This is a genomic window from Streptomyces purpurascens (assembly GCF_045040895.1).
Taxonomy (GTDB): domain Bacteria; phylum Actinomycetota; class Actinomycetes; order Streptomycetales; family Streptomycetaceae; genus Streptomyces; species Streptomyces purpurascens.
In genome coordinates, this window is sequence record NZ_CP108341.1 from 2,725,011 (window position 1) to 2,744,471 (window position 19,461).

15 protein-coding genes and 1 other RNA gene are annotated in these 19,461 nt (G+C 69.7%); 1 reads left to right on the forward strand and 15 read right to left on the reverse strand.

Annotated elements, in window-relative coordinates; translation table 11 throughout:
* Positions 1-3 precede the first annotated feature (3 nt).
* The 12 genes from OHU35_RS12420 to OHU35_RS12475 form a co-directional block, all read right to left on the reverse strand.
* Positions 4-516, reverse strand: coding sequence for a hypothetical protein (locus OHU35_RS12420; RefSeq protein WP_229872971.1), 513 nt, complete (start codon positions 514-516; stop codon positions 4-6).
* Positions 489-1,766: an MCE family protein gene (locus OHU35_RS12425; protein WP_405505312.1), complete on the reverse strand. Its 1,278-nt coding sequence runs from the start codon at positions 1,764-1,766 to the stop codon at positions 489-491. Before OHU35_RS12425 ends, OHU35_RS12420 begins: the two co-directional genes overlap by 28 nt.
* On the reverse strand, positions 1,763-3,073 hold the full coding sequence (locus tag OHU35_RS12430) for an MCE family protein (RefSeq protein ID WP_405505313.1): 1,311 nt from the start codon (positions 3,071-3,073) through the stop codon (positions 1,763-1,765). Before OHU35_RS12430 ends, OHU35_RS12425 begins: the two co-directional genes overlap by 4 nt.
* Positions 3,070-4,185 carry an MCE family protein gene (locus OHU35_RS12435; RefSeq protein WP_405505314.1) on the reverse strand — a complete coding sequence of 372 codons (1,116 nt, stop codon included), beginning with the start codon at positions 4,183-4,185 and terminating at the stop codon, positions 3,070-3,072. Before OHU35_RS12435 ends, OHU35_RS12430 begins: the two co-directional genes overlap by 4 nt.
* Positions 4,182-5,348 (reverse strand): MCE family protein, encoded by a 1,167-nt coding sequence (locus tag OHU35_RS12440; protein ID WP_405505315.1) that lies wholly within the window; start codon positions 5,346-5,348, stop codon positions 4,182-4,184. Before OHU35_RS12440 ends, OHU35_RS12435 begins: the two co-directional genes overlap by 4 nt.
* Positions 5,345-6,382 carry an MCE family protein gene (locus OHU35_RS12445; protein ID WP_189724736.1) on the reverse strand — a complete coding sequence of 346 codons (1,038 nt, stop codon included), beginning with the start codon at positions 6,380-6,382 and terminating at the stop codon, positions 5,345-5,347. The genes OHU35_RS12440 and OHU35_RS12445 overlap by 4 nt, the downstream gene beginning before the upstream one ends.
* The gene (locus tag OHU35_RS12450; protein WP_405505316.1) at positions 6,379-7,620 is read right to left on the reverse strand and encodes an MCE family protein; all 1,242 of its coding nucleotides are present in this window, start codon (positions 7,618-7,620) and stop codon (positions 6,379-6,381) included. The genes OHU35_RS12445 and OHU35_RS12450 overlap by 4 nt, the downstream gene beginning before the upstream one ends.
* Positions 7,621-7,628: 8 nt before the next feature.
* Complete coding sequence (locus OHU35_RS12455) at positions 7,629-8,432, reverse strand: ABC transporter permease (protein ID WP_086842861.1); 804 nt, start codon at positions 8,430-8,432, stop codon at positions 7,629-7,631.
* 3 nt (positions 8,433-8,435) lie between these two features.
* A complete protein-coding gene (locus tag OHU35_RS12460) occupies positions 8,436-9,206 on the reverse strand; it encodes an ABC transporter permease (protein WP_184592005.1) in 771 nt (256 codons plus the stop codon).
* Positions 9,203-10,132 carry an ABC transporter ATP-binding protein gene (locus OHU35_RS12465; protein WP_184592007.1) on the reverse strand — a complete coding sequence of 310 codons (930 nt, stop codon included), beginning with the start codon at positions 10,130-10,132 and terminating at the stop codon, positions 9,203-9,205. Before OHU35_RS12465 ends, OHU35_RS12460 begins: the two co-directional genes overlap by 4 nt.
* 131 nt (positions 10,133-10,263) lie before the next feature.
* Positions 10,264-11,391, reverse strand: a complete 1,128-nt coding sequence (locus OHU35_RS12470) for a sigma-70 family RNA polymerase sigma factor (protein ID WP_405505317.1) — start codon at positions 11,389-11,391, stop codon at positions 10,264-10,266.
* Between the two features lie 54 nt (positions 11,392-11,445).
* Positions 11,446-12,465, reverse strand: a complete 1,020-nt coding sequence (locus tag OHU35_RS12475) for a lytic murein transglycosylase (protein ID WP_405509211.1) — start codon at positions 12,463-12,465, stop codon at positions 11,446-11,448.
* Between the two features lie 1,372 nt (positions 12,466-13,837).
* Here OHU35_RS12475 and OHU35_RS12480 point away from each other — a divergent pair.
* The gene (locus OHU35_RS12480) at positions 13,838-13,966 is read left to right on the forward strand and encodes a DUF6408 family protein (protein WP_359896357.1); all 129 of its coding nucleotides are present in this window, start codon (positions 13,838-13,840) and stop codon (positions 13,964-13,966) included.
* Positions 13,967-14,021: 55 nt separating this feature from the next.
* Here the strand turns inward: OHU35_RS12480 and OHU35_RS12485 are convergent, their stop codons facing one another.
* The 3 genes from OHU35_RS12485 to rnpB form a co-directional block, all read right to left on the reverse strand.
* Positions 14,022-15,992 carry a DUF2075 domain-containing protein gene (locus OHU35_RS12485; RefSeq protein ID WP_405505318.1) on the reverse strand — a complete coding sequence of 657 codons (1,971 nt, stop codon included), beginning with the start codon at positions 15,990-15,992 and terminating at the stop codon, positions 14,022-14,024.
* A 410-nt stretch (positions 15,993-16,402) separates the two neighbouring features.
* Positions 16,403-18,292, reverse strand: coding sequence for a DUF2075 domain-containing protein (locus OHU35_RS12490; protein ID WP_359896355.1), 1,890 nt, complete (start codon positions 18,290-18,292; stop codon positions 16,403-16,405).
* Between the two features lie 660 nt (positions 18,293-18,952).
* An RNA gene (rnpB, locus tag OHU35_RS12495) (RNase P RNA component class A) lies at positions 18,953-19,364 on the reverse strand.
* Positions 19,365-19,461: the final 97 nt, after the last annotated feature.

Genomic DNA, 19,461 nt, shown 5'->3' on the forward strand with positions numbered 1-19,461 from the left:
GGATCAGCCGACGAACTCGACGTCGGACGTCAGCCAGCGGCCGTCCTTGTGTACGAGGTCGAGCTGGAGCCGGTACGTGCGCGCCTCCCCTTCGGGCGCGGCGGTGTTGGTCACCTTGCTGTCGGCGACCACCAGCACACGGGCCGAGTCCTCGTCGGAGCGGACGATGCCCGCCTCCAGTACCTGGCCTTGGGACACGGACTTGTTCTGGGCCACCAGCTGCGTCAACTGCTCCGTCTGTGCGGTGAACTGCTTCTTGAAGTCGCCGGTCGCGCCCGCCAGTACGTTCGCGCTGTCGCGGTCGTAGTGCCGGTAGTCGAGGGACGTGAAGTTCAGCGCCGACTGGCGGGCCGCGGCCAGGATGCCCTGGCGTCGCTGGTCCGCCTCGCGCTGGTCGTAGAGGGTGAGGGCCAGCCAGAGTGTCAGTGCTGTGGTGAGGACGGTCGCCGCGACGAGTCCCGCCGTCAGCACTCCGGGTCGCACCGGCTTCATGCCATGGGGCCGACGAGCAGCCATTGCCACGACTCCTTTCCGAACACGGCCTGCTGGCCGCCCGTCGAGCCGATCTCGACGTTCTTTCCGTCCGGGCCGGTGGTGGTGCCGGTCTCCGGGTCGTACGGGGTGACGTACGTCGCCTGGTTCGCGCCGCCGTCGGTGCTCGACGCGCCCGGGGCGTTCTGCGCGCCCCGTACCGACGACTCGCTGCCGCGCGGGAGCGTGCAGCGGGCGTCGGTGTTCGCCTCGCGTGTGCTGGTGTCCGCGGGGTCGCGGCGTGCCGTGCCGTAGCCCCGGGTGCAGGCCGGCGGGTCGTCGGCGTTCAGCACCAGGCCGAAGTGGGTGGTGCCGTCGCCCGGGACGACCGTGTAGCTGCCCGCGACCATCAGCGGGAAGGTGACCAGGGCCTGTTCCACGCCGGGGAGGCGGGCCAGTGTGACCTGGCCGCCGCTGATCAGGTTGGCCAGCAGGACCGACAGCTCCGGCCCGGTCGACTTCAGCAGCGAGTTCAGCTCCTGTGCCGCCGGCCGCGCGTTGCCGATCAGCTTGCGCAGGTCCCCGTCGCTGGTCTTCAACTGGGCCGAGAGCGCCGCCAGATCGCGCGCGAAACTCTTGATCGACGAGCCCTGGTCGGCCTGCGTCTTCAGGACCTTCCGCGAGTCCTCGATCAGGGCGATCGTCTCCGGCAGCGCCTCGGACGCCGACTCGACCAGGGTGTTGCCCGAGTCCACCAGGCGGCTCAGGTTCGGGCCGGTGCCGGCGAAGGCCTGGCCCAACTCGTCGACCGTGACGCGTAGGTCGTCCTTGCCGACCGAGTTCACCAGGCGGTCCAGGCTGAGGACCATGTCCGTCGTCGACAGCGGCACTCGCGTGCTCTCGCGCGGGATCGTGCTGCCGTTCAGCAGATACGGGCCGTGGGAGGTGCGGGGCTGAAGGTCGACGTACTGCTCGCCCACCGCCGAACGGTTCGCCACGACGGCCAGCGTGTCCGCCGGGATGCGCGGCGCTCCGTCCTCGATGTCGAGCGTGACCGAGACCCCGTCCGGGCCGGCCAGGCGCAGTGCGCCGACCTTGCCCACCGGCACCCCGCGATACGTGACCTCGGCGCCGGGGAACACGCCCCCGGAGGCGGCGAAGTCGGCCCGCACGGTGTAGCCGCGGTCCAGGACCTCGTCCACCAGGCCCGTGTACTCGGCGCCGACGTACGACACACCCACGGCGGTGAGGGTGGCGAAGGCGATCAGTTGCGCCTTGACCGTACGGGTGATCACGGCTGGACCCCCTTCAGCATCAGCTCGGCGAGTTCGAGGTTGATCCCCTCCGGCCAGTCGCCCCCGGTGCGGTAGCCGCTGGAGCCGTGGCCGGCGGTGCACACCGGCGGGCACAGCGGGTCGCCGGCGCCGTCGGGGGCCGACGGGGACGACGGCACGCTCGGACCGCTCGGCAGCGCGGTGGGCTTCGGCACGCGCGGCACGTCCGGGAGGTCCGGCGCGTCCGGGAGGTCCGGTACGTCAGGCAGGTCCGGGGTCTCGGGAAGCCCGGGCCCGGTGTCCCCGCCGTTCCCGCCGCCCGGCTCGTCCGTCAGGTTGCCGTAGATCCCGGCCAGATCGAGGTCCGCCGTGATGTGCAGGTTGACGTAGTCGCCCTTGATGGCGTCCACCACGTTGCGCGGGAACGGGTACGTCGTCAGCAGTTCGAGGGAGTTGGGCAGGTCGCTGCCCGCCTTGTTGAGCTGTTGCAGGATCGGCCGCAGCTGCTTGAGGTTGGCGACCGTGTCGTCGTGCGAGGCGTTGACCACCTTGGTGCCGGTCTTGCCCAGCTTGGACAGGGCGGTGAGCATCTTGGTCAGGTCACGGCGCTGGTCGGCCAGGACCTTGAGGGCGGGCGGCATCGCGTCGACGGCCTCGGCGATCGTCCTCTTCTCCTTGCCCAGCCGTTTGGCCAGCCGGTCCACGGCCTTCAGCGCGCGGACGATGTCCTGGCGCTGGTCGTCCAGGCCGCCGATGAAGGTGTCGAGTTCCTTGAGCAAGGATCTGACCCGGTTCTCCCGGCCCTCCAAGGCCTTGTTCAGCTCGGTGGTGATCGTCTTGAGCTGGGCCACGCCGCCGCCGTTGAGCAGGGCGGACAGCGCGGACAGCACCTCCTCGACCTCCGGGTTGCGGCCGCTGCGGGACAGGGGGATCACATCACCGTCGCGGAGCCGCCCGACCGGTGTGCTTTCCGGCGGCCTGGACAGCGCCACGTACTTCTCGCCGAGCATGCTGGTCTGCCGCAGTTCGGCGATGGCGTTGGCGGGCAGCTTCACCGAGTCGGCGACCCGGAGGCGGACCCTCGCGTGCCAGCCCTCCAGCTCGACCTTCTCCACCGCGCCCACGGTGACGTTGTCGACCTTGACCGCCGACTGCGGAACCAGGTCGAGGACGTCGCGGAACTCGACAGTGACGTGGTAGGCGTGGCCGTCGGCGGCGGCTCCGCCGGGGAGCGGCACGTCGTACCAGCCGTTGACCTCGCAGCCGGACAGGAACAGCGTCCCTACGGCCGCCCATGCGACGGCCCCGCCCTTGCGCAGTGGCCTCATGCGCTCGCCCCCAGGATTCCGCCGAGGGTGCGGTCGACCGTGCCGGTGACCGCGGTGCCCCGGGGCACTTGAGGCAGGGAGTCGAAGAGGTCCCTCAGGTCCCCGCAGTCGGTCTTCTCCCCGGTCGTCTTCAGGATCGAGCACAGCAGTGAGGCCGGATCCTGCGGATGGCCGGGGTTGTTGCGGGTGTCGAGGGTGCCGGCGGAGGGGTTGTAGGCGTTGTTCAGGTTCGACATGCCCGTGGGCGCGACCTCCAGCAGCTCCTCCAGTGCGGCCCGTTGAGTGACGAGCACCTTGGTCACCTTGCTCAGGCCCTCCACGTTCGACGTCAGCGACTTCTTGTTCTTCTTCACGAAGGCGGACACGTCACCGAGCGCCGTGCCGAGGTGTTTCAACGCGACCGCCAGGTCCTTGCGTTCGCCCGCGAGTTGCTCGGCGACCTTGGCGAGGCTGCTGTTGAACGACCGCACGCTCTTGTCGTCCGCCGCCAGCGCCGCCGTGAACACCTGGAGGTTGCGGACCGTGCCGAACAGGTCCGTGCGGCCGTCGGAGAGAGTCGTGACCGCCTCCGAGAGGTCCTCGACCGTCCGGTGGAGGTTCCCGCCCTGGCCGTCGAGGTTGTCGGCGCTGACGCCGAGCAGCCGTGACAGGGCGCCGTCCTTGTTGGCGCCCTCGGGGCCGAGCGCCTCGGCCGTGGTGTGCAGGCTGTCGAAGACGCGGTCCAGTTCGACGGGTACGGCCGTACGCGACTCGGGGATCTCGTCCCCGTCCCGCAGCACCGGACCGCTCCGGTACACCGGCAGCAGCTGCACGTAACGGTCGCTGACCACCGAGGAGTTGATGATCGCGGCCTGCGCGTCCGCCGGGACCTTGCGGTCCGCGTCGTACTCCAGCTCCACCCGCACCCGGCCGCCCTCCGGCGTGATCTTCTTGACCTCACCGATCCGCACGCCCAGCACGCGGACGTCCGAGCCGGGGTAGATGCCGACGGTGCGGGGGAAGTACGCCGTGACGCGGGCCGGCTCGGTCCGCGGCCACAGGACGTAGGTGAGCGCGGCGACCAGGGCCAGGGCGGTCAGCAGGGCCGCGCCCTTCTTCCAACGGTTGCTCACTGCGCGCCTCCCGTCCGCGTCCGCGGCACCACCGGGGCGGCGACCAGGTTCTGGACGTAGGAGTCGAACCAGCGGCCGTTGCCGAGAGTGTTGGTGAAGACCCGCACGTAGGGGGCAAGGAGCTTGATGCTCCGGTCCAGGCTTGATTGGTTCCGTTCGAGCATCTTCACCACGGTGTTGAGGCCCTTGAGCGCGGGCCCGACCTCCTTCTCGTTGTCCTGGACCAGGCCGGAGAGCTGGATGCCGAGCGCGGCCGAGGTCTTCAGGAGCTTGTGGATCGCCGCACGCCGCTTGCTGATCTCCTTGAACAGCTTGTCGCCGTCCTCGACCAGGGCGGTGAAGTCGCCCGACCGGTCGGCGAGTACGCCCGTCACGCCGTTCGCATGGTCGAGGAGCTCCCTGAGGGCCTTGTCGCGCGAGGCCACCGTCCGGGAGATCTTCGACAGGCCCTTGATGGACGCCCGTACCTCTTCCGGTGAGTCCTCGAAGGTCGTCGAGACGGTGTCCAGCGCCTTCGCCAGCTGGTCGGTGTCGACCTTCTCCGTCGTGGTGGTGAGATCGCTGAACGCCTGTACGACGTCGTACGCGGGGACGGTCCGCCGCAGCGGGATCTCGCTGCCGGGCTCCAACCGGCCCCGGCCTTTGGGGTGCAGGGCGAGGTACTTGGCGCCGAGGATCGTCTTGACCCGGATCGACGCGCCGGTCTCGGTGCCGACCCCCGGCTCGCCCTTGATCTTGAAGGTGACCTTGACGTGGTCGCCGTCCAGGTCGACCTCCTCGACCTTGCCGACCTTGACCCCGGCGATCCGCACCTCGTCGCCCGGCTTGAGACCGCCCGCCTCCGCGAAGGCGGCGCTGTACGTCTCGCCGTCGCCGATCACCGGCAGGCGGTCGGCGTTGAACGCGGCCACGGTCAGCAGCGCGAGGACGGTGAGTCCGACGGCGCCGATGACGATCGGGTTCCGCTCGCGGAAGGGGCCGAGGCGCGGACGGCGGAGCCGTATCCTCGGCAGCTTCGGCGGCTCGACACGGACCTTGATCAGCGGCTGCGGACGCGGCTTGCGGCGCGGCAGGAGCCGCACCTTCGGCAGTCGCACGCGAGGCAGCTTCGGCGGCTCCACGCGCACCTTGACCAGCGGCTCCGGGCGGCGCTTGCGGCTCATGCCCCACACCTCGCCCTCGCCACGTGCGTCTCGGGCGTGAGCACCTGCTTCGTCTTCGGCAGTACGATCCGGCCGTCGAAGTCGCACAGGTAGAAGTTGAACCACGAGCCGTAGGACGCCGTCCCCGTCAGCTCGCCCAGCTTGTTCGGCAGCCGCTTCAGCACGCCCTCCACGGTCTTCTCGTTGTCGTTCAGCGTCCCGGTGAGGTCGGTCAGTTCCGCGATGTCGTCCTTCAGCGGCGGACGCGCGTCCTTCACCAGGCCCGACGTGGCCTCCGTCAGATCGCCGATGCTCACCAGCGACTTCCCGATGGGCTTGCGGTCGGCGGACAGGCCCGAGATGACCCGGCGCAGTTGCTTGAGCAGTCCGGAGAAGCGGGCGCCGCGCTTGTCGAGCGTCTCCAGCACGGTGTTGAGGTTGTCGATCACCGAGCCGATCAGCTTGTCGCGGCCGGCCAGCGTCGTGGTGAGCGACGCGGTGTGCGTCAGCAGGCTGTTGACGGTGCCGCCCTCGCCCTGGAGGGTCTTGATGATCTCGGTGGCGAGCTGGTTGACGTCCTTCGGGCTGAGCGCGGCGAACAGCGGCTTGAAGCCGTTCAGCAGCGCGTTCAGGTCGAGGGCGGGCTGGGTGCGCGCGAGCGGGATGGTGCCGCCGGGGCGCAGCCGGGTGCCGTCGCCGGCGCCCTCGGTCAGCGCGACGTACCGCTGCCCGACCAGGTTGCGGTAGCGGATCACGGCGCCCGTGCTGGTGAGCAGCGGCCGGTCCTGGCCGGCCGTGAAGGTGACCTCGGCCAGCGTCCGGTCCTTGATCCGGATGCCCTCGACCTCGCCGACCCGCACACCGGCAACCCGGATGTCGTCGCCCTCCTCCAGGCCGGTGACGTCGCTGAAGACCGCGCGGTACTCGTGCTCGGGGGTGAAGGAGATGTTCACGATGGTGGCGGCGAGCAGGGCCGTCGCCACCACCGTCACCAGCGCGAAGAGACTGAACTTGATCAGCGGGGCGGCGGTCTGCCGGGCTCCTGTGGTGCTCATGCGACGCTCACCGCCGTCCCGCGCGCCATCGGCCCGAACAGCAGGGTCGCGACCGGCGGCACCTCGTCCGCGGGCACGCCCAGCACCGGCGCCACGAGCGAGCCGACGGCCCGCTGCTCTGCCCGGGTGGCGGAGGCGCCGAGCGGACCGCCCGAGGACGGACCCGCCTCCTTGGAACCGTCGTTGAGATGGGCGCCGGGCGCCGGCACCGGAGGATGCGGCAGATCACGGCAGTTCGGTCCCGACCGCTCGCCGTAGCGCGGTTCCTCACCCGGTTCGTAGGCACCCTGCGCCCGTACGACCTCCAGCGTGATGTGCATCTTGCCGCCCCGGAACGCCTCCTCGGACGCCTTCTCCTGCCGGACCAGGCCGGCCAGCAGGCAGGGGTACTGGGGTGAGTAGCGGGCGAACAGCTCCAGCGTGGGGCGGGAGACCCGGCCGAGGGTGATCAGCCGGTCGCCGTTGGCGTCGAGGAAGTCCTCGGCGGTGCCCGCGACGGTGGCCGTGGACTTCAGCGCCGCGGCCAGCCGGTCCTTCTCCACGACGATCGTGCGGCTGGTGGTGACGGTGTTGCGCAGGATCTCCATCAGGTCGGGCGCCGCGTCGCCGTAGACCTCGGCGACGTCGGCGAAGCGTGCGATGTCCTCTTTCAGGGACGGCAGGTGGGGATTGAGGCGGCGCAGGTAGGCCTCCACTCGCGTGAGGTTGTCGCCGATCCGGTCGCCGCGGCCGTCGAGGGCGGTGGCGAACGCGGAGAGCGTGGCGTTGAGCTTGCCGGGCTGGACCGTCCGCAGCAGCGGCAGCAGGTCGTTCATCAGCTGCTGGACCTCGATGCCGACGCGGGTGCGGTCCTGGGTGATGACGTCACCGGCACGGATGGGCCGGGCCGAGGAGCGCTCGGGCGGCACCAGGTCGATGTACTTCTCGCCGAACAGCGTCTTGGGCAGCAGGCGCGCGTGCACGTCGGACGGGATGTGGGCGACGTGCTCCGGCTTGAGCGCGATGCCGAGCGTCGCCTTCGTCCCGTCGGCCCGCACCTCGCGCACCTCGCCGACCAGCAGCCCGCGCAGCTTGACGTCGGCGCGCGGATCGAGCTGGTTGCCGAGGCTGTCGGCCTCCAGCGTGATCCGCACGACCGGCGTGAACGCCTGCCGGTAGACGGCGACGGACAGGGACAGCAGCAACGCGAGCACGGCGATGAAGACGACGCCGTACAACCGCAGTCTCAGCACCCTCATACGGCGGCTCACCCCGCGATCCGTACGGTCGTGCTGGCACCCCAGATCGCCAGCGACAGGAAGAAGTCCAGGACGTTGATCGCCACGATCGAGGTCCGCACCGCACGGCCGACGGCGACGCCGACGCCCGCCGGGCCGCCGCTCGCGTAGTAGCCGTAGAAGCAGTGCACCAGGATGATCAGGACGGCGAAGACCAGCACCTTCCCGAAGGACCACAGGACGTCCACCGGGGGCAGGTACTGCTGGAAGTAGTGGTCGTAGGTGCCCGTGGACTGCCCGTAGTACCCGGTGGTGATGGTGCGGGCGGCCAGGTACGAGGACAGCAGGCCGATCACGTACAGCGGGATGACGGCCACGAACCCGGCGATCATCCGCGTCGTCACGAGAAACGGCAGCGAGGGCACGCCCATGACCTCCAGCGCGTCGGTCTCCTCGCTGATCCGCATCGCGCCCAGCTGGGCGGTGAACCCGGCGCCGACGGTCGCCGAGAGCGCGAGCCCGGCCACCAGCGGGGCGATCTCACGGGTGTTGAAGTACGCCGAGAGGAACGCCACGAAGTTGGAGGTGCCGAGCTGGTTGAGCGCGGCGTACCCCTGCAACCCCACTTCCGTGCCGGTGAAGAACGACAGGAAGGCGATCACGCCGACCGTGCCGCCCACGACGGCGAGCGCGCCCCGGCCGAAGCTCACCTCGGCGAGCAGCCGCAGGATCTCTTTCTTGTAGCGGCGCACGGTACGGCCGGTCCAGGCCAACGACCGCCCGTAGAAGGACAGCTGGGCTCCCAGTTCCTCCAGGCCTTTCAACAGCGCCATGCCTCAGCCCCTCTGGGGAACGACTTGGAAGTACACGGCGGTCATCACGAAGTTCGTCACGAACAGCAACATGAAGGTGATCACCACCGACTGGTTCACGGCGTCGCCAACCCCCTTGGGACCGCCCTTGGCCGTAAGCCCCTTGTACGAGGCGACGATCGCCGCGATCGCTCCAAAAACCAGCGCCTTGATCTCCGCGGCCCACAGGTCGGAGAGCTGGGCGAGCGTGGTGAAGGAGGCCAGATAGGCGCCCGGGGTGCCGTTCTGGAGAACGACGTTGAAGAAGTAGCCGCCCGCCACGCCGACCACCGACACCAGGCCGTTGAGCAGCACCGCCACCAGCATCGACGCCAGCACGCGGGGGACGACGAGGCGGTGGATGGGGTCGATGCCCAGCACCTGCATCGCGTCGATCTCGTCGCGGATCTTCCGCGCCCCGAGGTCGGCGCAGATCGCCGTGCCGCCGGCACCCGCGATCAGCAGCGCGGTGACGATCGGCGAGGCCTCGCGCAGCACGGCGAGCACGGAGGCGGCCCCGGCGAAGGACTGGGCGCCGAGCTGCCGGGTCAGGCTGCCGATCTGCAGCGCGATCACCGCTCCGAAGGGGATCGACACCAGGGCCGTCGGCAGGATGGTGACGCTCGCGACGAACCACGTCTGCTGGATGAACTCCCGCGCCTGGAAGGGCCGTCGGGGGATCGTGCGGACGACGTCCAGCGCCATCGCGAAGAGGCTGCCCGAGTGCCGCAACGCTCCCACCGGTGACAGGCTCACGCGCCGGCCACCTCCTTCTGGTGCAGCGCGGCCTCGCGCCGGGCGATGGCCTCCCAGCGGGGTGGCCGGGCGATGCCCGGCCCCGGCAGCAGGCGGGGAGCCGGCTCCTGAACGCGCCCGCTGTCGTCGATCTGCGCGAGCTCCTGCTCGACCTGCGCCGCGTCCTTCTCCTCCGCCATGCCGATCGGGCCCTGCATCCGGCCGTTCAGGAACTGCCGTACGACGGGCTCGTCGCTGGCCAGCAGCTCTTCGCGCGGCCCGAACATCACCAGCTCGCGGCGGAACAGCAGCCCGATGTTGTCCGGCACCTGGCGGGCCGAGGCGATGTCGTGCGTAACGATGAGGAAGGTCGCGTCGATCTGGGCGTTGAGGTCGACGATGAGCTGGTTGAGGTAGGCGACGCGGACCGGGTCGAGGCCGGAGTCGGGTTCGTCGAAGAGGATGATCTCCGGGTCGAGGACGAGCGCCCGGGCGAGCCCGGCCCTCTTCCGCATCCCGCCGGAGATCTCACCGGGCAGCTTCCCCTCCGCGCCGATCAGCCCGACCATGTCCATCTTCTCCAGCACGATGCGCCGGATCTCGCTCTCGGACTTACGGGTGTGCTCGCGCAGCGGGAAGGCGATGTTGTCGTACAGGTTCATCGAGCCGAACAGCGCGCCGTCCTGGAACAGCACGCCGAAGAGCTTGCGCACCTCGTACAGGTCGTGCTCGCGGAGCTTGGTGATGTCCCGGCCCTGGATCGTGATGGAGCCGCGCTCCGGCTTGAGCAGGCCGACGAGCGTCTTGAGGAACACCGACTTGCCCGTACCCGAGGGCCCGAGCATGACCGAGACCTCCCCGGCGGGCAGCGTCAGCGAGACGTCCTGCCAGATGACCTGGTGACCGAAGGACTTGGTCAGCCCTTCCACACAGATCTCGACACCCATCCGGTCCACCCTTCAGCCCGTGGAGCAGCTCTGACATCTGCTCTACGGGGAGGGGCGGGGGGTCCGTCGCTCGAGTGGCGGATTTTTTTCGAGCGGGTTTCCGGACAGGTCTCCGGTCGGGTTTCCGGGCGCTACGGAAGCGGGCTCGGCGTGGGCACGGGGAGTGAGGGGGACGGTGTGGCGGGTGCCTCCGGAGCTTCCGGGACCGCAGGGACCTCTGTGCCGGTCGGCACGGCGAGGGGCTCCACCGGCAAGTCGGGGACGTCGGGCACCTGCGGGACCTCCGGCGCGGACAACGCGGGCAGCGGCGACACCGGGACCTCAGGAACGTCCGGGACCTCCGGCAGTGACGGCACCGACGGCACCGACGGCACCGACGGCACCGACGGCACCGACGGCACCGACGGCACGGACAGCGGCAGGAACGATTCGCCCACGGGAGACTCGGCCGCTCCGCGCTCGGCTGCCGCAGCCGTGGGCCCATTCCCCCGAGGCGTACGATCCCCTCCACCGCTGTCCGGCCGGACCGCCTCGGCATCCGGAGAGGCAACGGCGGGCCGAGGCGGCCTACCACCCCCGCCCCCGTCTCCGCTGCCGTCGAGGGCGTACGGCAGCACGAACCCCGCCACCGCCAGGGACGCCGCCGTCGAGGCGACCGCCACCGTCTGCGCCCTGCCGACTCCGCGCGGCCGTCCCCACCCGATCAGGAACAGCGCGAACCCGAGCGTGGCGGACAGCGACTGCCGCAGCGTCCGCCGGGCCCGGGCCAGCAGCGACTCGACGGTCCGGTAGCTCAGCCCCATCCGGACGGCGACCTGGCCGACGTCCAGGTCCTCCGACTTCAGCCGCAGCGCCTCGGCCTGCCGCGCGGGCAGCTCCCCACTGCGCACCGCCAGCCACTTCGCCTCGGCACGGTCGCACACCGCCTCCTCGACGGGCACCGGACCGGGGGCGATGAGCGTCGGGCTGGTACGCACCTCGGCCTCGCGGTTCACCTGCCGGTACCGGTCGACGCACAGCCGCATCGTCACCGTCGTCAGCCAGGCCGCGAGCCGCTCCTCGTCCAGGTCGGGCCGCTCGGCGGCGCGCAGCATCGCCTCGTGCACCGCGTCCTCGGCGTCCTCCGGGCTCATCGACCTGCGCCGGGCCACCTTGAGCAGGTGCTCACGGTGGCTCCACATGCGCCGCCATCGCTCGTCGGCCGCGGTCACCTCCGCAGGTGTCTCTGCGGGCATGTCCGCAGGCGTGTCCGTCGCCATGAGGGCCCCTTCGCGCTCACCCACCGGTCTCGTGCTGTCCGGCGGTGGGCGACATTACCGCCCAGTATCGGCGGTTGTGGAGGGGGCGGCGGTCATCGAGTCCGCGTTGTTACTGGTCAGTGGGGCGGCGCTGGGCAGCAGGTCGTCGACGGGGCGCTCCATGTCCGGGTCGGGGACGGTGAGTTGCGGCTCCTCCGTCTCCGGGGGCTCGGCGGCCGGACGGGACGAGGTGGGGACCGGTGAGGCGGGGGCCGACGACGGGCGGGACGGGATGGCGGTCGGACGGCCGGAAGGGGTGGATGCGGCTCGTTCCGGCTTCGAGGGCGATCGTGACGGCTCGGAGCGCGCGGAGGCGGACCCGGCGGAGCGGTCCGGCACCACCCGGTGCCCTTCCAGGAAGTACGCGTACCAGGCCCGGACCGTGCGCAAATATGCCGCCGAGTGGTTGTAGCCCAGGATCGCCCGGTCCAGCGCGGCGGGAACGGAAAGATCCCGCCCGCCCGCACACAGATACCGTCCGGCGGCGAGTGCCGCGTCGAAGACGTTGTTCGGATCCGTACGCCCGTCGCCGTTGCCGTCCGCGCCCCAGCGGGCCCAGGTCGACGGGATGAACTGCATCGGCCCGACCGCGCGGTCGTAGGCCGTGTCCCCGTCATGAGCGCCGCCGTCGGTGTCCCGGATCAGCGCGAAGGCCACGCCGTCCAGCCGCGGCCCGAGGATCGGCGCCAAGGTCGTACCGTCCGACGCCACCCTGCCGCCCCGCGCCTGTCCCGACTCCACCTGCCCGATCGCCGCCAGCAGCTGCCACCGCAGCCGGCAGCCGGGCGCCTCGCGCGCGAGCCGGTCCTCGGCCCGCAGATAGGCGGCGAACACGCTCGCCGGCAGCGCACCACCCACCTCCACCGCCGCCCCGCCGCCTGTGGGCTTCCCGGTCCGCAGCGGCGGCAGCTCGGTCCTGTACGGCGCGTCACCGGACATGCTCGGTCCGTCCTGGGCAGGTGCCTGACCGCGCGCCGCTGCGGCTGCCCGCGCCGGGACGGCCCCCGGCGCCTGTGACGCGGTGAGCGCCACCATCGCCGCCACTGCGACCGCCGCACCTCTGACGCGTCCGCCCCTGTGCCCTGCCACGTCCTGCTCCCCTCCCTTTGAGCTCTTCTCGTCGTCTGCTCTACGGGGGAGGGCGGGGGGTCCGTCGCGGGGTTTGCGCACGTTTCCGCCACGGCGGTTCCCGAGGTCGGATCGGTGGCCATCGGCGACAGCGACACCCGCATCGTGCTCGCCGAGGGGCAGGACCGGCCCGTGGACGTAGCTTCGACGCGCACGGGCGCTGTCACGTCAGCGACGAGCGGCTCGGCGCGGTGCTGCGGCTCGAGGAGGACGGGGAAGCGGGGGCGTCGTGGACGGGCTCGGAGGGCCTCAGGGGCTTGCGGTCGGGCCGGACGGTGCGCTGCTGCGCAGAGTTCACCCCCACGTCGTCCGTCGTCCCAGTGGAGCCACCCCTGCCCCCGCACCAGCAGCGGCAGACGAGTGACTTGTGTGGCTACCTTGATGGCTGCGTAAAGAGACCCACCGCCCTGGAGCCGTCCTGGACGGGGGCGTCGTCACTTCCTGCCGCGGAGTCCGGCTGGGCATTTCCAGGGCCGTGGTCCCTCCGTGTCTCTCGACGCGTTGGCCGACGCCTGGGTGGGTGAAGCCATGCTGCTGTACGTCGGCAAGGCAGCCACAGGCAGGAGCGGTCGGCGCGGACTCCGGAAGCGGCTCGATGAGTACCGGTGCCACGGCGCCGGGGAAGCGGTTGGCCACTGGGGACTCAGACTCGCTGCTGGTCGGATGGCTGCCGACGCCGGACCGAGACCCTGGCGAACCTGAAGCTCAGCTGCTCACCGAGTTCATCGGACTCTACGGGAAGCGGCCCTTCGCGAACCGCAACAGGGGCCGCCGCCTCACGTAGCTTCCCGAGTGGTTGCGTGGCTGCCGCCGTTACACCGCTCGGGGTGCCTCCGGCGAACGCCGGAGGCACCCCGAGCGGAGTCAGCCCATACTGAGGGCGAACTGCTCGCGCAGGAGCGCCGTTCCCCATGCTCAGGCCCTCGACGCCGATCCTAGTGGCTGCCTGTGGCGAGAAGAGGCTGTGAAGGACGGGACTACCGGACATACGGACTCGCATGGCCAGGAAGCTGGTACGCCACGCCACGGAAGGTGCCGTAGAGCGACGAGCCACCACGACGGCGATCACGGTGGCCGAAATTGGCTACCGACATTTTGGTGCTGCACTACGTTGTTTCCCGCTGCGCACCTTCCCGGAGGGTACGTCGGCGGCGTTCAGGCGCCGGTCCTCGGCTGTGACTGACGAGTGGTTTCCACCGCGTGCTGCACGTGGTGTGAGTGCGGATGCCCGGTAGGGCCGTCCCTGCCATTCCCAGCTCACGCCAAGGAGTGGTTACCCATGAACCCCGTTGAGTACAAGCCTGCACGTCGTAACCGGCTTCGCGAGATTCTGGTCGACGTCGCCGTAGGTGTCATCGCCAATCTCGTGGTGGCGGCCCTGACCGCGGCAGCGCGCCTGGTCCTCTGACCAGACATGTGGCGGGCCCGGAGAGCCCGCCACTCCGCGTCAGTGCCGGCACCCGTCAGAACAGACGCAGATCGGATCCCTCCGAGCCCGGCGTGTTCCGGTTCCTGCGGCGGCTCTTTCCTCTCCGGGGCCGGGGCAGGTGCGGTACGCGCGCTTCCCTCGGCAGGTTCTCCCAGGTGGGGCGCAGTCCGTGGATCTGGACCTCGCCGACGAGTTCCTTCAGGTAGGTCCGGGTCTCCTCGTCCGTGGAGTAGAGCACCGTCGCACGGCTCGCCCGAGTCATCAGCACGTGGTAGGCATGCCGGACCAGTCGGGCGAATTCCCCGTCGTCCACACTGCCGGCCTTCACTTTCGGGTCGAACGACCCCGGCGTGGCGACGCGCTTGATTCCCGTTTCCGGCTCCTCGTGCTCCTTGCCCCGCCGGAACACCCACTGGCCGTCGCGGCGCATCATGTCCTCACCCATGATCACGCCGCACCAGTCCCATTCGAGACCCTGCGCCGTATACACACAGCCGATCTGGTCGAGACCGTTCTTGTGCACGGACCAGATCTTCGACGGTGGCGCGTCGTTCTCGCAGAAGCTGTCGCTGTCCGCGTTCCACGGCCTGTGCCAGTCGCCGATGCGGACGTCGGCCTCCAGTCGCTTCTCCTCGCCGAGAGGCTTCGTCCAGGGCCAGCAGTAGCCGCCGACCATGCGCGCGGAGGCGCCGGCCAAAGCTTCGCTGCGGATGATGCGTTCGAGTTCATCCGGGGTGTCCGCCACCTCCACGTGCATCAGTCCGTCCGGTGTCCACCGCCCCGGTGCGTCGTCCGTCACCCCGAGCACAGCGCGCACCCAGCGGATGTAGGCGTCGCTGCCACCACATCGGAACTGCTCCCGAAGGCCGTAGCGCACGAGTTGGGCGTTGCGTCGCCTGGCCGCGTCCTCGATCAGGCCGACGGTGCCGACCTCGTTCGGTCGCACGGACTGCCCCTCGTCCAGGAAGAAAACCGTCAGCCGGGACGCGTCGAGCAACTCGTCCACCTGGGGCTGGGTGCCCTGCTGCTCGGGCTTCCAGAAACGGTTCGTCGAACGGTCCCGGATGCGGTGCGCCTCGTCGCAGATCAGCACGTCCAGAGGCGGATCCGGCGGGGTGACGAAGCTGCTGAAGTAGGTGAAGGTTTCGCGGAACTCCCGCTCTCCATAGCCGACATGCTCCTGGATGGCGCCATTGAAGGCCCTGCTGCCGCTGGCGTACTTGACCGTCTGGCCTCGAGCTTCCAACTCCGCCTTGATCTGCAGTCCGATGGCGCTCTTGCCGGTCCCGGCGCCACCTGTCACCAGGAAGACCACGCGCCGCTCGTCGGGGACGAGGGCTGGATTCAAGGGGTCGGGGAGGACCTTGGAGGCCGTGTCCAGGATCTGGTCGGCGACCTCCTTCTGCCGCCCGCGCAAGGTGAACACAGTGTCCTCTCCGCGCGACCAGATCATGGCGTCGAGCAACGGCGTGTTGCGTAACCCCATGCTCCGCATGAGTACTTCGGCCGCAGAGGCGCCACCTTCCTCGGCGAAGTTCTCGCGGAGGTCGGTCAGCAGCTTCCCTCGCCCGTCATTGGTGTACACACGGGCGTAGGAGCCGGTCGGCATGTCGATGTCTATCAAGGGCCGTACGGACTCGTCCGTGGCGTTGTGCAGGTAGGCGAAGCCGCCGCATTCGAAGTCGAGTCCGCTCAGCGGCCCGCCGGTGCCCGTGAAAGCCTCGTAGTACTCGCGCAACTGCAGTGCCGGGTGCTTCTTCCTGCCCATCCCCGGTACGTGCACGAGGTCAGCGGTTGCCTGCTCCACCCTGGTCACCATCGACCAGCGCTTCAGTTCGACGAGTTGCACGGACAGCTGACGCCGGTGTGGATGATGGCCCACGAGAACGACATCGATGAGCCGGGGGCCATCCGGGCGGTCACTCTCGCTGAGGGTGGCAGCACACTCGACGATCATCTCCACGTTCCCGCGACCGGCGGCGACCAGGTCGTTGGCGAGGCTCACCAGGCTTTCCGCCCAAGCGGAACGCTCCGTCAGCGACGCATCCGCTCCCCGGAAATGCCGCCACCTGGCGGCTAGATGCGGCACCATGCGGCGTCTGGCGTTCAAGGTGAGCAGATCCTGCGCTGCCAGCTTCAGCAGGAGCATGGACACGAGGTGGTTCCCCCAGGGCACGAATGACTCGTGCGGATGGGGGCGTGTCCTCGTGAGGAAGCCCGTCGGGCCGCAATTGGTACCGATGATCTTAAGGAGGCGATGGCCTACAGGGGGGCGACAGAGCGGCTGTCGGCCTGAACCGCAAGGACCGTGGCCGGATCACGCTGTCAGTGCCGTGGGCACGAGATCGCGAAAGCGGCAGAGAGGATGGGCTATCCGTTCCGCCTGCCGCTCCCGCCGGGCTTCCCGCTGCCCCGTCAGACCGTGGCGGGTTCCCGGTCCCGGTGTCCGCCCGCCAGCTCCCGTAGCTTCTCCCGTGTCTCCGGGTCCGTCGAGTACACGATCGTGCCGACCATGCCCCGGGTCAGCAGCACCTTGTATGTGTTACGGATCAGGCGGTCCACGTCCGTGTCGGGCGTGGACTTCTTGAAGACCGGGTCCTTCGATGCCGTGCGGTCCGTGATCCAGCGGTCGCCGCGCCAGACCAGGTCGGGACCGATGATGACGCCGGACCAGTCGTACTCGAAGCCCTGCGCGGTGTAGACGCAGCCGACCTGTCCGAAGCCCGCCGGGTCGGTGGCCCAGAGCGCGGCCGGGGGCGCGCCGGAGACGGAGCGGTCGCCGCGCAGGTTCCACGGGCGGGCCCAGTCGCCGATGACGACATCGGTCGCGAGCGGCTCGCCTGGCTTGGGTTCCGGGGACCAGCGCCAGCAGTAGCCTGCGGACATACGGGCCCCGTAGCCCCGGGACCGACGGGCTTCGAGGAAGGCCTCCATCTCCTGCGGGCTGTCGGCCACCAACAACTGCATACGGTCGTCGGGCTCCCAGACGACCGGCCCGCCCGGCTCCAAACCGAGGAGGCATACCACCCAGCGCAGGTAGGCATCACTGCCACCGCAGCGGAACTGACTGTCGAGCGGGACGACGTGGCACGGGATGTCCCGCTTCGCTGCCGCCGCCTTGATCTCCGCCACGGTGCCCATCTCGCCTGGGCGCACGACCTGATGCTCGTCGAGGAAGAACACGGGCACGTAGGCGACGTCGATGAGCTCGTCGATCTGTGCCCTGCCAGTGCGGAGTGCTGCACGGGTGTAGCGGTTGGCCGAGGTCTCCCGGATGCGGTGCGCCTCGTCGCAGATCAGCGCACCCAAACTGTTCTTCTCAGCGGTCATGAAACTGTTGAAGTACTTGAACAGGTCTTGGACTTCCCGCTTGCGAGCTCCGGCGACCTTCCTCATTGTCTTCGTGAACGACTGCGAGCCGGTCGCGTGCAACGTGGGAACTCCGCGGCGGTACAGGTCACCGAGCAGTTGGAGCGCGATCACGCTCTTACCGGTACCGGGGCCGCCCGTGACGATGACGACCTCTTTGCGGTCGGCCTGCTTCGCCTTCTCCACCGCGTTGAGCACCATGCGGTACGCCACCTGCTGCTCGTCGAGGAGGATGAACTGCTGGCGTTCGCGCACCTCCTCGGCGGCCACGGACATCAACTGCTTCGACGGCACGGTGGCTCCTGCCCGCAGTTGGTCCGCCGCCTGGGCCCCCGAGTGTTCGTCGCTCAGCCTCGTACGGAGATGGTCGAGGAAGGCGCCCCGCCGTTCCGCGGTGAAGAGCAGTCCGTGGCCATCGCGCTCGATCTCCCGCAGCCCGGTCACGCCGAACTCGGTGGCGTTGTGCAGATATGCCGCTCCGGCCACCCGATGCCGGTGTTCGGCTACCGCCCCGTTGAAATTGACGAGGTACTCGCAGTAGCGGCGCACCTGCTCGATGGGGTTGAGGACCGGGTGGGCATAGGCGTCGACGTGGCACAGGGTGGGGTCGTCCTCGTGGGGCAGTGCCTGGCTCCACTGCTTCAGCTCCACCACGACGTAGGACGGCTCTCCCGTGACCGGGTGTACTCCGGCGAGGACGACGTCGACGCGCTTGCTGTTCAGCGGGAGCGAGTACTCCAGCATGACCTCCACGTCGCCCAGGCCGGCGTCGTTGAGGGCGGCGGCCAGGACGGGGATGCTGCGCTCCCAGGAACGCACCTCCGAGGCGCCGGGCCGATAGCCGTGCATGTGGACGAAGTTGTCGGTGAGGTGCAGGAACAGCGAACCGTCGAGTGCCATGACGGCGACCGTTTTCGCGGACGCGCGGAACAGCAAGGACTTCCCCCAGGCAGCACGAAAAGACTCGTGCGGGTGGGGGCATGTCCTTCGAGACTCCACCGGAGTGGAGCGGAAGCCCGTCGGGCCGCGATGACGATGGGTTTGAGGGTACCTGGCGGTACTCACAGTCGTACCGGTGGTCACAGTGGCGGCAGCGAATGGGGTGTCCGATCTCTCCTATCGAGGTCCGGATACCGGGTGCTTCCGGCGAATGCGGCCGTGTCAATCAGGAACCCTCGGCCGGCATCAGGCCGGGCCTCCGGCTCGATCACGTCTCCTGCAGCGATCAACGCGTCGATGTCGCCGGTCAGCGCGTCCCGAATATCGGCGCCGATCCGCGCCCACGCTCAGGCTCGAAGTACCCGGCGAGTGCCTCGCCCTGAAGCTCAAGTCACCGGCGCGAGCCGCGATCGGGCCGCGTCATCCCTCCGAGCCAAGACCAACCCCACCGCCAGCAGCTCCAGCACCATGCTCTGACGGCTGCCGCGAACGGCCAGCGCAGAGACCTTGCCCTCTAAATCTGCGCCAGGGAACGTTTCAGGGCATCCAGCCCTGCCCGAGGGACTTCCGCCGCGTAACGCGGCAAGCCCCCGAAAGATCGAAGAGGACTTCCGTCCCAGATCAGATGCCTTTCCCAAGGCAAGCCGCCAGCAGCGGCAGACGAGTCGGGCTGTACGCCGGGTTCTGTTCCCGGAGCTCCTCGCGGAGCCCCGGGCGACGGCCATCCATCTAGGGCCGGCGTTGCCACCGGCCTCGTGCGGTCTACCCGCGGACTCGGGCGGGCAGCCCTCGAGCGTCCGCGCAGGGACACCTTCGAAAAGGCGGCCCCTCTTGACCTTGCTCCGGGTGGGGTTTACCTAGCTGCCTGAGTCACCCCAGGCACTGGTGGTCTCTTACACCACCGTTTCACCCTTACCCAGTGCCGAAGCGCTGGGCGGTTTGCTTTCTGTGGCACTGTCCCGCGGGTCACCCCGGGTGGCCGTTAGCCACCACCCTGCCCTGTGGAGCCCGGACGTTCCTCGGGAAGCTCCCCGTCAGGGGGACTCCACGCGGCCGTCCGCCCGGCTCGTCTGCCGTGTCGACCATGGTACCGGGCGTGAGCGGGGGCGCGGACCGGCGGCGGTGGCGAGGACCGAGCCCGCGAGGATCAACGTGAACGCCGCCAC